Origin of the sequence: Micromonospora rosaria (assembly GCF_001567585.1) — a bacterium.
GTDB classification, from domain to species: domain Bacteria; phylum Actinomycetota; class Actinomycetes; order Mycobacteriales; family Micromonosporaceae; genus Micromonospora; species Micromonospora rosaria.
This window is the reverse complement of the sequence record NZ_LRQV01000058.1, coordinates 25,838-38,465: the sequence shown is the minus strand read 5'-3', so window position 1 is coordinate 38,465 and position 12,628 is coordinate 25,838. Positions and strand designations below refer to the sequence as shown.

10 protein-coding genes are annotated in these 12,628 nt (G+C 75.4%); 7 read left to right on the top strand and 3 right to left on the bottom strand.

The genetic code is table 11. From position 1 onward, the window contains the following. Positions 1-221: 221 nt before the first annotated feature. The 3 genes from AWW66_RS16985 to AWW66_RS16975 form a co-directional block, all read right to left on the bottom strand. Positions 222-2,633, bottom strand: a complete 2,412-nt coding sequence (locus AWW66_RS16985; RefSeq protein ID WP_067367029.1) for a hypothetical protein — start codon at positions 2,631-2,633, stop codon at positions 222-224. Continuing rightward, complete coding sequence (locus tag AWW66_RS16980; RefSeq protein ID WP_067367026.1) at positions 2,626-3,690, bottom strand: glycosyltransferase family 2 protein; 1,065 nt, start codon at positions 3,688-3,690, stop codon at positions 2,626-2,628. The genes AWW66_RS16985 and AWW66_RS16980 overlap by 8 nt, the downstream gene beginning before the upstream one ends. Positions 3,691-3,867: 177 nt before the next feature. After that, on the bottom strand, positions 3,868-5,160 hold the full coding sequence (locus AWW66_RS16975) for an acetyl-CoA C-acetyltransferase (RefSeq protein ID WP_067367023.1): 1,293 nt from the start codon (positions 5,158-5,160) through the stop codon (positions 3,868-3,870). A gap of 55 nt (positions 5,161-5,215) precedes the next feature. Between AWW66_RS16975 and AWW66_RS16970 the strand changes: the two genes are divergently transcribed. The 7 genes from AWW66_RS16970 (at position 5,216) to AWW66_RS16940 (ending at position 12,615) form a co-directional block, all read left to right on the top strand. Then, on the top strand, positions 5,216-6,604 hold the full coding sequence (locus AWW66_RS16970; protein WP_067367021.1) for a 3-oxoacyl-ACP reductase: 1,389 nt from the start codon (positions 5,216-5,218) through the stop codon (positions 6,602-6,604). Next, positions 6,604-7,491: a MaoC family dehydratase gene (locus AWW66_RS16965; protein ID WP_067367019.1), complete on the top strand. Its 888-nt coding sequence runs from the start codon at positions 6,604-6,606 to the stop codon at positions 7,489-7,491. The genes AWW66_RS16970 and AWW66_RS16965 overlap by 1 nt, the downstream gene beginning before the upstream one ends. Before the next feature lie 343 nt (positions 7,492-7,834). Beyond that, a complete protein-coding gene (locus AWW66_RS16960; protein ID WP_067367016.1) occupies positions 7,835-8,587 on the top strand; it encodes an NUDIX hydrolase in 753 nt (250 codons plus the stop codon). Then, positions 8,584-9,576, top strand: coding sequence for a protein kinase family protein (locus AWW66_RS16955; protein WP_067367013.1), 993 nt, complete (start codon positions 8,584-8,586; stop codon positions 9,574-9,576). The genes AWW66_RS16960 and AWW66_RS16955 overlap by 4 nt, the downstream gene beginning before the upstream one ends. Positions 9,577-9,586: 10 nt before the next feature. After that, positions 9,587-10,564: a hypothetical protein gene (locus AWW66_RS16950; RefSeq protein ID WP_067367009.1), complete on the top strand. Its 978-nt coding sequence runs from the start codon at positions 9,587-9,589 to the stop codon at positions 10,562-10,564. Between the two features lie 86 nt (positions 10,565-10,650). Next, positions 10,651-11,898 (top strand): adenylosuccinate synthetase, encoded by a 1,248-nt coding sequence (locus tag AWW66_RS16945; protein WP_211271970.1) that lies wholly within the window; start codon positions 10,651-10,653, stop codon positions 11,896-11,898. Between the two features lie 75 nt (positions 11,899-11,973). Then, on the top strand, positions 11,974-12,615 hold the full coding sequence (locus tag AWW66_RS16940; protein WP_067367004.1) for a DedA family protein: 642 nt from the start codon (positions 11,974-11,976) through the stop codon (positions 12,613-12,615). The last annotated feature ends 13 nt before the right edge of the window (positions 12,616-12,628 follow it).

Sequence of the window (12,628 nt, the reverse complement as noted above, 5' to 3'; positions counted from 1 at the left end):
CCCCACCCTGCTGCCCCCACTCCACCCCCTGACCCACCCCACGCCCCCCTTCCTCCCCCGCCCCTCTCCTCCCCGCCCCTCTCCTCCCCGCCCCTCCCTCCCCGCCCCTCCCTCCCCCGCGATCTTGCACTTCGCGCCCCGACAAATGCCGCACGTGCCGCATCACGCGGGCGGCAACTGCAAGATCGCGGGGAGAAGGGGGCAGGGAGTGAGCGCGGGGGTCAGGGGAGTTCGTGGATGGTGACGGGGCCGGCGGTGAAGCGGATCGGGGCCAGTCGGGACAGGGCCGGTGAGACCTTGCCGGCCCGGGTGTCGGCGAAGAGCCAGCGGACGCCGTACTCGTGGCGCAGCCGGGCCAGGTCCCCGGCGGCCGGGGCGGTGAAGACGCGCTGGTTCAGGGCGTACACCTCCGGGTCGGGGGCCGGTTGCAGCGGGTAGGAGCGCCCGTCACGGCCATGCTCGGCGACCACCGCGTCGCTGTACCCCCAGCTCTCCAGCAGGGCCCGCCGTCCACCGAGCCCGGTCACCCAGAACGCCCGCGCGTCACAGTTCTCGTAGGTGCGTACCGGCTGGCAGTGCACGTTCGTGGCGACCACGTCGTCGGCACCGGCCCGCCCGTCCAGCCAGAGGGCCGCCCGCATCTCGTCGGCGGTGACCAGCCGCTCGGCGGCGGCCGGTGGGCGGGGCTCGTCGACGATCCACTGGACGGTCAGGTCCACACCCTCGGCGACACTCGCCCCGACCAGCGCTGCGGCCACCCCGGCGTTCGCCACCGCCACCCACCGCCCCCGACCCCGCGCCGGCCGATCCGGCGCGGAACCGGCCACCGCCCTCCCGCCGAACAGGACGGTGAGCAGGACGGCGAGCAGGGCGGCGGCCCCGACGAGGGCGAGTACCCGCCAGGCGGTGTCCGCCATCGCCGACTGCCAGGCCGGTACCGTCTCGGCCGGTTCGGCGAGCGGGGGGACGAGCAGTTGCGCGGCGGCCCCACCGGCGGCGGCGGTGAGCAGCACCGGCCACGGTGGCCGGGCCACCGCCAGCAGCCAACCGGTCAGCACCGCCCCGAAGGGCATCACCGCGGCGAAGAAGTAGAGCTGGCTGGCCGACGGGTGGAACAGGGTCCAGCAGGCGGTGGTACCGGCGACGACCGCCCCGCCGAGCAGCCAGGCCGCCGGGTCGCCCCGCCCGCCCCGGCTCACCGTGACGAGCAGCCCGGCCAGCCGGGGCAGTTGCAGCACCAGCCAGAACCCGAGGATGCCGAGGGCGACGTGCCAGCCGGTGGACCCGTCGGCGGCGGCCACGCCGGGCGGCAGCAGGCCGCCGATCTCGATCGGGTCGTCCACGCCGAGCGTCTCCCGGTACGGGTCCATGTGCCGGATGAGCCCGAAGAACTGGAGTACCAGCACACCGGCGCCCCCACCGGCGAAGAGCCGGTACCCCGCCGCCATCGCCGCCAGCAGCGTGGCCAGGGCCAGCAGCACCCGCCACGGGAACCGGCGGGCCCGCACCCAGGCCACCAGGCCGGCCAGGCCGAGGCCGGCGATCAGTGGTGGCAGCGCGCTGGACTTCGCCCCCGTGCAGGCCAGCGCGAGCACGGGTGGCAGCACCCAGGCCGGCCCGAGGCCCCGGCCCCGGACGAGGTCCACGCAGAGCCCGGTGAGCAGCATGAGCAGCGGCAACATGTACGTCTGCGACGGGCTGGCGAACGACAGCGCCAGGCCGCCGCCGGCGCTCACCGGCGAGCCGAGGGTCAGCGGCACGCCCAGGTACGCGGCTGCGGCGCCGACCGGCCCGACCCACCACCGTCCGGCGAGGTCCCGGGCCAGCCCGGCGGTCACCACGGCCGCCGTCGCCGCGACCGGTACCAGCCACAACCGCAGCAGGACCGTCGCCGGGTGGCTGCCGGTGACCAGGCTGGCGCTGGCCATGTGCGCGTCGGAGAGGTAGTGGTACCGCAGCGCCTCCCCGGCCACCTGGGGCAGCTCGAAGGGCATGCCGCGGGTCAACTCCTGCACCAGCCCCAGGTGGTACATCAGATCCTGGTAGTACGCGAAGTCGGCCGGCGGGAGCGGCAGGTCCTCCCACTGGGCCGCCGCCCAGCAGATGATCAGGCCCAGCAGGACCGCCATCGCCAGGTGCCAGCGCAGCGGGAGCGGGCGCGGCTCCCGGACCCGCCAGTGCCGCCAGAGCCGGGGCACGACGAGGAAGAGCAGCACCACCGGTACCGGCCACCAGCGCAGCGCCGACTGCGCCCCGGTGGCGGTGGCGAGCGCCCAGGCGGCCAACTCCAGCACGAGCCCGACCGCCGCGCCGTACCCGAGGTCCTCGGGCAGGTTGCCCCGGCTGCCGCGCAGCGCGCGGTGCACCAGCGTGCCCGGCAGCACCAGCCCCGCCAGCCAGTACACCAGGTACGCCCGGATGTCGTCGGTCGGCGTGTCGGTCCATCGCCAGGCGTACACCAGACCGGCGAGGACGGCCGCCCACAGGCCCGCCGCCGCCACCCGGCGCAGGACCCCGACGACGCGACGCCCCACCCCGGGAACGCCGGGCGGCCGGTCGGTCAGCGGCCGGTCCGCCGGGGGCGCGGCGCCCTGGCCCGGCGGCGGGTCCGATGCGAGGACCTGGTCAACCATTGGCCGGTACGGCCGCGCGCTGTCCGGGGGCGTCGGACCGGACGCGACCGTCCCGGGTGCCCACCGGGTCGGCCGGCTCAGCCGGGTCGGCCGGCTCAGCCGGCTCAGCCGGGTCGATCGAGTCGGAGCCGACGAGGAAGGCCGGTCGGTCCTGCACGGTCCGGTAGATCCGGCCCACGTACTCGCCGAGCAGGCCGAGGCAGATCAGTTGGACGGCGCTGAACAGCAGCACCGCGACGAAGAGCGACGTCCAGCCGGGGATGGTGGCGCCGCCGAGGTACGCGGCGACGCCGAACACCGTCAGCAGCAGGCTGCCGGCGAAGCTCAGCAGCCCCAGCCAGGTGGCGAGCCGCAACGGGGCGGCGGAGAAGTTCGCCGTGCTGTCCCAGGCCAGCCCGATCATCCGGCGCAGCGGGTACTTCGTCCGGCCGGCGGCGCGGACCTCGCGGGTGTAGTGCACCTCGGCGCTGGTGAAGCCGAGCGACGGGACCAGCAGCCGGTAGACCGGGGTACGTTCGGGCAGCCGGCGCAGCACCTCGATGACGTCCCGGCTGAGCAGCCGGAAGTCACCGGCCTGGGCGGGCAGGTCGACGCCGACGACCCGGCGCATCGTCCAGTAGTAGAGCCCGGCCGTCCGGCGCTTGAAGACGGTGTCGGTGCTGCGGTCGGCGCGGACGCCGTACACGACGTCGACGCCGTCCTCGCGGGCCAGCCGCAGCATGTCGGCGATGACCTCGGGCGGGTCCTGGAGGTCCGCGTCGATGCTGACCACCCACCGCCCACGCGCGCGGTGCAGCCCGGCGGTCAGCGCGGCCTGGTGGCCGCTGTTGCGGCGCAGCCGCACGATCCGCAGGTGTGACCAGGAGCGGGCCTGGTCGGCGAGGACCCGGGCGGTACCGTCACCGCTGCCGTCGTCGACCGCGACGACCTCGTAGTCGACGGCCAGCGCGTCGAGGACCGGCCGGAGCCGGGCGACGAGCCCGGGTACCACGTCCTCCTCGTTGAACATGGGGATGACCACGGAGAGGGTCACCGCCCCGGCTGAGCTGATCTCCATCGACCTGTCGGCCCCGTTCCGGCGCTGAGGTTCCGGCGGACGGCGCACGGTTCACGCGCGCCACACCGTCAGCCTTCCGTCCGCAACCCAACAGCAGCCCGCCCTCACCTGAACCGCCGGTGAACGCGCCCCGACCCCTCCGGGCGGGCGGGTCAGCGTTCCCTCCGGGCGGGCGGGTCAGCGTTCGAGGATGGCGGTCACGGCCTGGCCGCCGGCGGCGCAGATGGAGATCAGGCCCCGGCCGGAGCCCTTCTCGGCGAGGAGTTTGGCCAGGGTCGCGACGATCCGACCGCCGGTGGCGGCGAACGGGTGCCCGGCGGCGAGGCTGGAGCCGGTGACGTTGAGCTTGTCCCGGTCGACCGGGCCGAGCGGGGCGGGCAGGCCGAGCCGTTCGGCGCAGAACTCCGGGGACTCCCAGGCGGCGAGGGTGGCCAGCACCTGCGACGCGAACGCCTCGTGGATCTCGTAGAAGTCGAAGTCCTGGAGGGTCAGCCCGGCCCGCGCCAGCATCCGGGGCACCGCGTACGCGGGCGCCATCAGCAGTCCCTCGTCGCCGTGCACGAAGTCGACGGCGGCCGTCTCCGAGAAGGAGAACCGGGCCAGCACCGGCAGGCTGCGCTCGGCCGCCCACTCCTCGCTGGCCAGCAGCACCGTCGAGGCCCCGTCGGTGAGCGGGGACGAGTTGCCGGCGGTCATGGTGGCCCGCTCGGCGTCCGGACCCCGGTGACCGAAGACCGGCCCGAGCGCGCCGAGCTTCTCCAGGCTGGTGTCCGGGCGCAGGTTCTGGTCCCGGGTCAGCCCCAGGTACGGGGTCATCAGGTCGTCGAAGAACCCCCGGTCGTACGCGGCGGCGAGGCGCTGGTGGGAGCGGAGCGCCAACTCGTCCTGGGCGGTCCGGTCGATGTTCCAGCGCAGCGCGGTCCGGGCGGCGTGCTCCCCCATGGACAGCCCGGTACGCGGCTCGGCGTTGCGCGGCACTTCCGGCCGGAACGGCTGGTGTGGACGCAGCCGCGCGGCGATCTTCAGCCGCTCGCCGAGGGTCCGGGCCGAGTTGAGCCGCAGCAGGGTGCGCCGGAGTTCCTCGTTGAGCGCGAGCGGGGCGTCCGAGGTGGTGTCGACGCCACCGGCGATGCCGACGTCGAGCTGCCCGAGGGCGATCTTGTTGGCGACCAGGATGGCCGCCTCCAGACCGGTGCCGCAGGCCTGCTGGATGTCGTAGGCGGGGGTGTGCGGGTCGAGCGTCGAGCCGAGCACCACCTCGCGGGCGAGGTTGAAGTCCCGGGAGTGCTTGAGCACCGCCCCGGCGACCACCTCGCCGACCCGCTGCCCGGCGAGCCCGAACCGGGCCACCAGGCCGTCCAGCGCCGCGCCGAGCAGGTCGGCGTTGGACGCGCTGGCGTAACGCGAGCCGGACCGGGCGAACGGGATTCTGTTTCCGCCCACCACCGCGACCCGCCGGACGCTCTGCACGATGCCGCCTCCTCGTAGGGCTTGCCCTGTACCTACTCGCCAGTAGGCTACGCCTATGACCGACAGGTACGCGAGTTTCGTCCGATCGGCGGCCGGTCGCACGCTGGTGAAGCGTCTCGGGCTGCCCGACCCGCCCCGGCTGCGCCGGCACACCCCCGGCGACCCGCTCCTGCCCGGCCCCGCCCTGCTCGGCGCGGCCACCGGGGGACGGCTCGCCGAGCCGGTCGGCGCGCTCCTGACCACCGCCGGGGTCGAGGTCCGCGACCCGGCCGCCGCCGGAGTCGAGGTCCGCGACCCAGCCGCCGGCCCCGCCGACGGGGGCCGCGTCGGGGCCCTGGTGTACGACGCCACCGGCGTCACCGACTCCACCGCCCTGCGCCAGCTCTACGACTTCTTCCACCCGTACGCCCGCTCGGTGCTGCCCGGTGGCCGGGTGGTGGTGCTCGGCACCCCGCCCGAGGAGTGCGCCACGCCCCGGGAGGCGACCGCCCAGCGGGCGATCGAGGGGCTGACCCGCAGCATCGGCAAGGAGTTCGGCCGGGGCGTCACCGCGCAACTGGTGTACGTCACGCCGGACGGCGACGACAGCACCCGCACCGGCCTGGAGTCCACCCTGCGGTTCCTGCTCTCCGGCCGCTCGGCGTACGTCTCCGGGCAGGTGCTCCGGGTCGGCACCGGGCGGGTGTCCGCCCCGGCGGACTGGGACCGGCCGCTGGACGGGCAGGTCACGCTGGTCACCGGGGCGGCCCGGGGCATCGGGGCGGCGCTGGCCCGGCTGCTGGCCCGCGACGGCGCCCGGGTGGTGGCCCTGGACGTGCCGGCCGCCGGGGACGCCCTCGCCGAGGTCGCCAACGAGATCGGCGGTACCGCCGTGCAGCTCGACCTGACCGCCCCGGACGCGCCGGACCGGCTGGCCCGGCACCTCGCCGACCGGCACGGCCGGGTCGACGTGGTGGTGCACAACGCCGGCATCACCCGGGACAAGACCCTCGGCCGGATGGACCCCGACCGGTGGGACCAGGTGATCGACGTGAACCTCTCCAGCCAGGAGCGGATCAACGACGTGCTGCTGGAGCGGGAGCTGATCGGCGACGGCGGGCGGATCGTCGCGGTCTCCTCGATCGCCGGGATCGCCGGCAACCGGGGCCAGACCAACTACGCCACCAGCAAGGCCGGCGTGATCGGGCTGGTCCGGTCGACCGCCCCGGTGCTGGGCGGGCGGGGGATCAGCCTGAACGCCGTCGCCCCGGGGTTCATCGAGACCCGGCTGACCGCCCGGATTCCGCTGGTGGTCCGCGAGGCGGGCCGCCGGATGAACAGCATGGCGCAGGGCGGGCTGCCGGTGGACGTGGCCGAGACGATCGGCTGGCTCGCCTGGCCGGCCTCCGGGGCGCTGCGCGGCAACATCGTCCGGGTCTGCGGCCAGAGCCTGCTGGGGGCGTGATGGGCGACCGGCGTGACGATGAGCGCAGGCGGGTGGAGCTGGGGCGGATGCCGGCGGCCGGGCCGCTGTACCGGCGGGCCCTGCTCGGGGCGCTGCCCGGTGCCGGTGGCCGGGGCGACGGCACCCTGCCGGCGGTGGAGGTGGCCGTCGGCGGGGTCACCGTCGACCGCGCCCACCTGGCCGAGTACGACCGGGTCTGCGGGTTCCGGCTGACCGACCGGCTGCCGGCGACGTACCCGCACGTGCTGGGCTTCCCGCTGGGGCTGCGGCTGATGACCGGGCCGGGGTTCCCGCTGCCCCTGGTCGGCCTGGTGCACGTGGCGAACCGGATCACCGTGCACCGCCCCGTCGACGCCGACGAGCCGCTGGACCTCGTCGGGCACGCCGAAGACCTGCGCCCGCACGCGCGGGGCCGCCAGGTCGACGTGGTGCTGGTCGCCTCGGTCGGCGGCACGCAGGTGTGGCGCGGCGTCTCGACGTACCTGCGCCGGGAGCGGACCCCCGACGGCGGTGCCGGGCGCGACCCCGGTGAGCGGCCCGCGCCGCCGGCCGCCTCGGCGCGGTGGCGGGTGGACCGCCAGGTGGGTACGGACTACGCCCGGGTCTCCGGCGACCACAACCCGATCCACACCTCCCGGGTGGGGGCGCGGCTGTTCGGCTTCCCCCGCCCGATCGCGCACGGGATGTGGAGCATGGCCCGCTGCCTGGCCGCCCTGGCGAACCGGCTGCCCGGGGCGTACACCGTGGAGGTGGCGTTCAAGCTGCCCGTGCCGTTGCCGTCGACCGTCGACTTCAGCACGACGCCGGAGGGCGGCTTCGCCCTGCACGACGCCCGCACCGGCCGTCCCCATCTCACCGGCGTCCTGACTCAGGCCACGCCGGCCTGACGGCCACGCCCGGCTCCGGCGGCAGCGCGGTCCACCGGGGGGCGGGCACCCTCCCGGCGGCTCCTTTCGAGCTGCCCGCACCGACGGGGCACGCCACCCGGACCTGACGGGGCCGCGCCAGGGGCGACCGGGGCACCCGCGTCGGTACCGGAACCGGAGCCGCCCCGTTCGTGCGGGCAGCTCGAAAGGGCGCGTATGCCGACCGCGCGCCCCGCGTGGGGCGCGCAGGGCGCGCGGGAATGCCACGACCGCTCCGGGCTTGCCGTTCACCCGATCGTGGGATAAGTTGTTCTCAGATTGAGTCGTTCTCAATCAGAGAAGATTCCGAGTGGAGAGAGCCGACGTGAACGAGCAGGAGTTCCTCGCCAGCTACGACCCCCGGGCGTACCCGGCGGTCGCCGTCACCGTGGACGTGGTCGCCCTGACCATCCGCGAGGGCGCGCTGCACCTGCTGCTCATCCGCCGGGGCGAGCCACCGTTCGCGGGCCACTGGGCACTGCCCGGCGGCTTCGTCCGCCCCGACGAGGACCTGATCACCGGTGCCCGCCGGGAGCTGGCCGAGGAGACCGGGCTCGGCGGTGAGCGGCTGCACCGGATCCACCTGGAGCAGCTCGGCAGCTACGGCGACCCCGACCGGGACCCCCGGATGCGGATCGTCTCGGTGGCGCACCTGGCCTTCGCCCCCGACCTGCCCGACGCCGCCGCCGGCAGCGACGCCGACGAGGCGGGCTGGCTGCCGGTGACCGCGTTGCCCGGCCGGCAGCTCGCCTTCGACCACGCCCGGGTCATCGACGACGGGGTGGAGCGGGCCCGGTCCAAGCTGGAGTACACCCCGCTGGCCACCCGCTTCCTGGCCCCCGAGTTCACCATCACCGAGCTGCGGGCGGTCTACGAGACGGTCTGGGGGCAGCCGCTGCACGCCGGCAACTTCCACCGCAAGGTGCTCTCCGTGCCGGGCTTCGTGGAGAGCACCGGCGCCAGCACCGAACGCGGCGGGGCGCGCGGCGGCCCCCGGGCCAAGCTCTACCGGGCCGGCGACGCCCGCCTGTTGCACCCGGCGCTGCTGCGCCCCGCCCGGGAGGAGGCGGTGCGGTGAGGACCGACGAGGCGATCCGGCTGGTCGCCACCGCGCGGACCGACGACGACCTGTTCGGGGCCGACGCGCCGGCCCGCCGCTACCGGGAACTCTGCGCGGCCCTGCACCCGGACCGGCTGGGCGCGGCCGACGAGCGGGTACGCGCCCAGGCCACCGAGGCGTTCGTCCGGGTCACCACCCGGTGGCGGGCCAGCCGTCCCGGCGGTACGGGCTCCCCGGTCGTCCTCGGCGACCACCGGCTCGGCGCGCTGCGGTACGCCGGTGACCTGGCCGACCTGTACGAGGTCGGGGCGGACACGCTGCTCAAGCTGCCCCGCAACCCGAGCGACAACGACCTGATGGCCCGCGAGGTGCACGCCCTGCGCACCATCGAGGAACGGGGCGACCCCCGGTACCTGCCGTACGTGCCCCGGCTGGTGGACAGCTTCCGGCACCGGGAGCCCGGCACCGGGGCGGAACGGCGGATCAACGTGCTGGCCACCGTACCCGGCCTGCACAGCCTGGACGAGGTGCGCCGGGCGTACCCGGACGGGCTGGACGCCCGCGACGCGGCCTGGATGTGGCGGCGGCTGCTGGTCGCCCTCGGCCTGGCCCACCGGGCCGGCGTGGTGCACGGCGCGGTGCTCCCCCGGCACGTGCTGATCGAGCCGGACGGGCACGGCGTGGTGCTGGTCGACTGGTGTTTCTCCACCCCGGTCGGCGGCAGCGTCCCGGCGCTGGTCCCCGGCCACGGGGACTGGTACCCACCCGAGGTCACCGGGAAGCGACCGGCCGGGCCGGGCACCGACCTCTGGCTCGCCACCGGCTGTATGACCTGGCTGATGGGCGACCGGGCCCCGCGCGAGCTGCGCGCCTTCGCCCGGGGCTGCCGGCAGGCGGCGCTGCGGTCCCGCCCCGACGACGCCTGGCGGCTGCTCGGCGAACTCGACCAGGTGCTGGAGCGGCTCTACGGCCCCCGCACCTTCCGACCCTTCACTCTCAACCCCTAAGGAGGCTGCCATGGGCAGCGGAGTCTGGTCCACCGACGTCTACGACGCCGCGAAGCGGTACCGCCGGGCCACCGGCAAGAGCGCCTTCTCGTACAGCGACAGCGGGGCGCGCACGGTGCACGCCGCCCTCGACCCCCGGGGGGCGACCCGGGAGAGCCGGGACTCGGCCGAGCACCCGCAGTCGACCCCGATCGCCGTGCTCTTCGACGTGACCGGCTCGATGGGGCACGTCCCGCGTACCCTCCAGGCCAAGCTGCCGCAACTGCTCGGGCTGCTGCAACGCCAGGGGTACGCCCGCGACCCGCAGATCATGTTCGGCGCGATCGGCGACGCCACCTGCGACCGGGTGCCGTTGCAGGTCGGGCAGTTCGAGTCGGACAACCGGATGGACGACGACCTCGGCCGGATCGTGCTGGAGGGCGGCGGTGGCGGCCAGATGCGGGAGTCGTACGAGCTGGCCCTGTACTTCATGGCCCGGCACACGGCCACCGACAGCTGGGACAAGCGGGGCCGGCGCGGCTACCTCTTCATCATCGGCGACGAGCTGGCGTACGCCGGGGTGAAGCAGTCGGAGGTCCGCAAGCTGATCGGAGACGACCTGGGCGAGGACGTGCCGCTGCGGCAGATCGTCGACGAGCTGACCCAGCGCTGGGACACGTACTACCTGCTCCCCGCCGGCAGCCACTACGCGGGCAACAGGAAGGTCCTCGACTTCTGGCGTGACCTGCTCGGGCAGAACGCCGTCGAGCTGGACGACCTGGAGGCGACCTGCGAAACCATCGCGCTCACCGTCGGCCTCGGCGAGCAGGCCATCGACCTTGAGGAGGGGCTGCGGGACCTCCAGCGGGCCGGGTCGGCGGCGACCGGCACCGTCTCGAAGGCGCTGGCCCGGCTCAACCGCGGCACCCGGAACCAGGTCAGCGCCCTGCCCACGACCACCGCACTGCCCGCGCCGCAGGGCCGGCCCGGCGGGGTGACCCGGCTGTGACCGGCGGCGCGGCCCACCTCGGCGGGGCCGACGCCCACGGCGTCGGCCCCGCCCGGGGCGGAATCGGAGCCGGGGGGCGGCACGTGGTGGTGGTCGACCTCGGGTACGGCGACGCCGGGAAGGGCACCGTCGTGGACTGGCTCTGCGCCACCCGGCCGGTGCACACGGTGGTCCGCTTCAACGGGGGCGCGCAGGCGGCGCACAACGTCGTCCTGCGCGACGGGCGGCACCACACGTTCGCGCAGTTCGGGGCGGGCACGTTCCGCCCCGGGGTGCGGACCCACCTGTCTCGGCACGTGGTGGTGGACCCGCTGGCGCTGGCCGCCGAGGCCGACCACCTCGCCGAGGTGGGGGTGCCGGACGCGCTCGACCGGCTCACCGTCGACGGGGAGGCGCTGCTGGGCACGCCGTACCACCGGGCCGCCAACCGGGCCCGGGAGCTGGCCCGGGGCGCCGACCGGCACGGCTCCTGCGGGCTGGGGGTGGGTGAGGCCGTCGCGTACGGCCTCACCCACCCCGACGAGGCGCCCCGGGTGGCGGACTGCCGGAACCCGGTGCTTTTGCGCCAGCGGCTCACCGCGCTGCGGGACCGGCTCACCGCCGAGCTGGGCCCGCTGGACGCCCCGCCGGTGGCGGACTGCCTGCCCGCGTTCACCGCCTTCGCCGACCGGGTGGCGATCGTCGACCGGTCGTACCTGGCCGGCGCGCTGCGCGCCGGGACCTGTGTCTTCGAGGGGGCGCAGGGGGTGCTGCTGGACGAGTGGCACGGGTTCCACCCGTACACCACCTGGAGCACCACCACCTTCGCCAACGCCGAGACGCTGCTCGCCGAGGCAGGGCTGGCCGGGCAGGCGGAACGGCTGGGCGTGCTGCGTACCGTCACCACCCGGCACGGGCCGGGCCCGCTGGTCACCGAGGACCCGACGCTGCCGCTGGCCGACCCGCACAACCCGACCAACCCGTGGCAGGGACGGTTCCGCTTCGGTCACTTCGACGCGGTCGCCCACCGGTACGCCCTCGCGGTGGCCGGCGGGGTGGACGGGCTCGCGCTGACCCACCTCGACCTCGCCGACCGGGGCCTTGACCTGCGGATCTGTCAGCGGTACGACACCCTCGACGAACTGACCCCCGGCCCGCCCGGCGACCTGGACCGGCAGGCCGCCGTCACCGCACGCCTGCTCGCCGCCCGGCCGGTGTACGACGCCGGGCCCCCCGTCGACTGGCCGGACGCGGTGACGGCGGCGCTCGGCGTACCCGTGGTGCTCACCTCCCACTCCCCCACCGCCGAGGGCAAGGTGGAGTGGGCACGCACCCTGTCGACGCCTCTCGTCTAGGGCGGCCCGGCTCCGGGCGGGGCCTTTGTCCAGGAAGGGCCCCGGCCGGGCCGCCGGGCGGTCGAGCATGGGGAGATGCAGTCGCTGCTCGACCTGCTCCGGGAGACGGTCACCTCACCCTGGGTGTACCTGGTGATCTTCCTGATCACGGCGGTGGACGCGGTGTTCCCGGCGGTACCCGGGGAGACGGTGGTGGTCACCGCCGGGGTCTTCGCGGCCAGCGGGCCGCCCAGCCTGGCCGGGGTGATCGTGGTGGCTGCCGTCGGCGCGCTCGCCGGCGACCACCTCTCGTACGCCCTCGGCCGCTCCGGCGGCAGCCACCGCCTGGCCCGGCTGCCGATCGACAGCCGCCGCCGGGCCGGCTCGCAGTGGGCCCGCCGGGCGGTGGACCGGCGCGGCGGCATCATCCTCACCACCGCCCGGTACGTCCCCGGCGGGCGTACCGCGGTGACCCTCACCATGGGCGCGGTCCGCTACCCGCTGCGCTCCTTCCTCGGCTACGACGCGCTCGCCGTCACGACCTGGGCCGGGTACTGCACGCTGCTCGGCTACTTCGGTGGGCTGGCCTTCGAACGCGACCCGATCCGGGGTGTGCTGGCCGGCATCGGGCTCTCGGTCGCGGTCACCGGCCTGCTGGAAGCGGCCCGCTGGACCCGCCGACGGATCCGCCGCCGCGCCGCCGTCCGCGCCGACCCCACCGGGGCCCGCCGCCGGTGACCGCCCAGCCCCA

Excerpts from the sequence above, each read along its gene's own strand:
- AWW66_RS16985 (WP_067367029.1), bottom strand. The coding sequence starts at position 2,633 with ATGGTTGACCAGGTCCTCGCATCGGACCCGCCGCCGGGCCAGGGCGCC.
- AWW66_RS16980 (WP_067367026.1), bottom strand. The coding sequence starts at position 3,690 with ATGGAGATCAGCTCAGCCGGGGCGGTGACCCTCTCCGTGGTCATCCCC.
- AWW66_RS16970 (WP_067367021.1), top strand. The coding sequence starts at position 5,216 with ATGACCGACAGGTACGCGAGTTTCGTCCGATCGGCGGCCGGTCGCACG.
- AWW66_RS16965 (WP_067367019.1), top strand. The coding sequence starts at position 6,604 with ATGGGCGACCGGCGTGACGATGAGCGCAGGCGGGTGGAGCTGGGGCGG.
- AWW66_RS16950 (WP_067367009.1), top strand. The coding sequence starts at position 9,587 with ATGGGCAGCGGAGTCTGGTCCACCGACGTCTACGACGCCGCGAAGCGG.
- AWW66_RS16940 (WP_067367004.1), top strand. The coding sequence starts at position 11,974 with ATGCAGTCGCTGCTCGACCTGCTCCGGGAGACGGTCACCTCACCCTGG.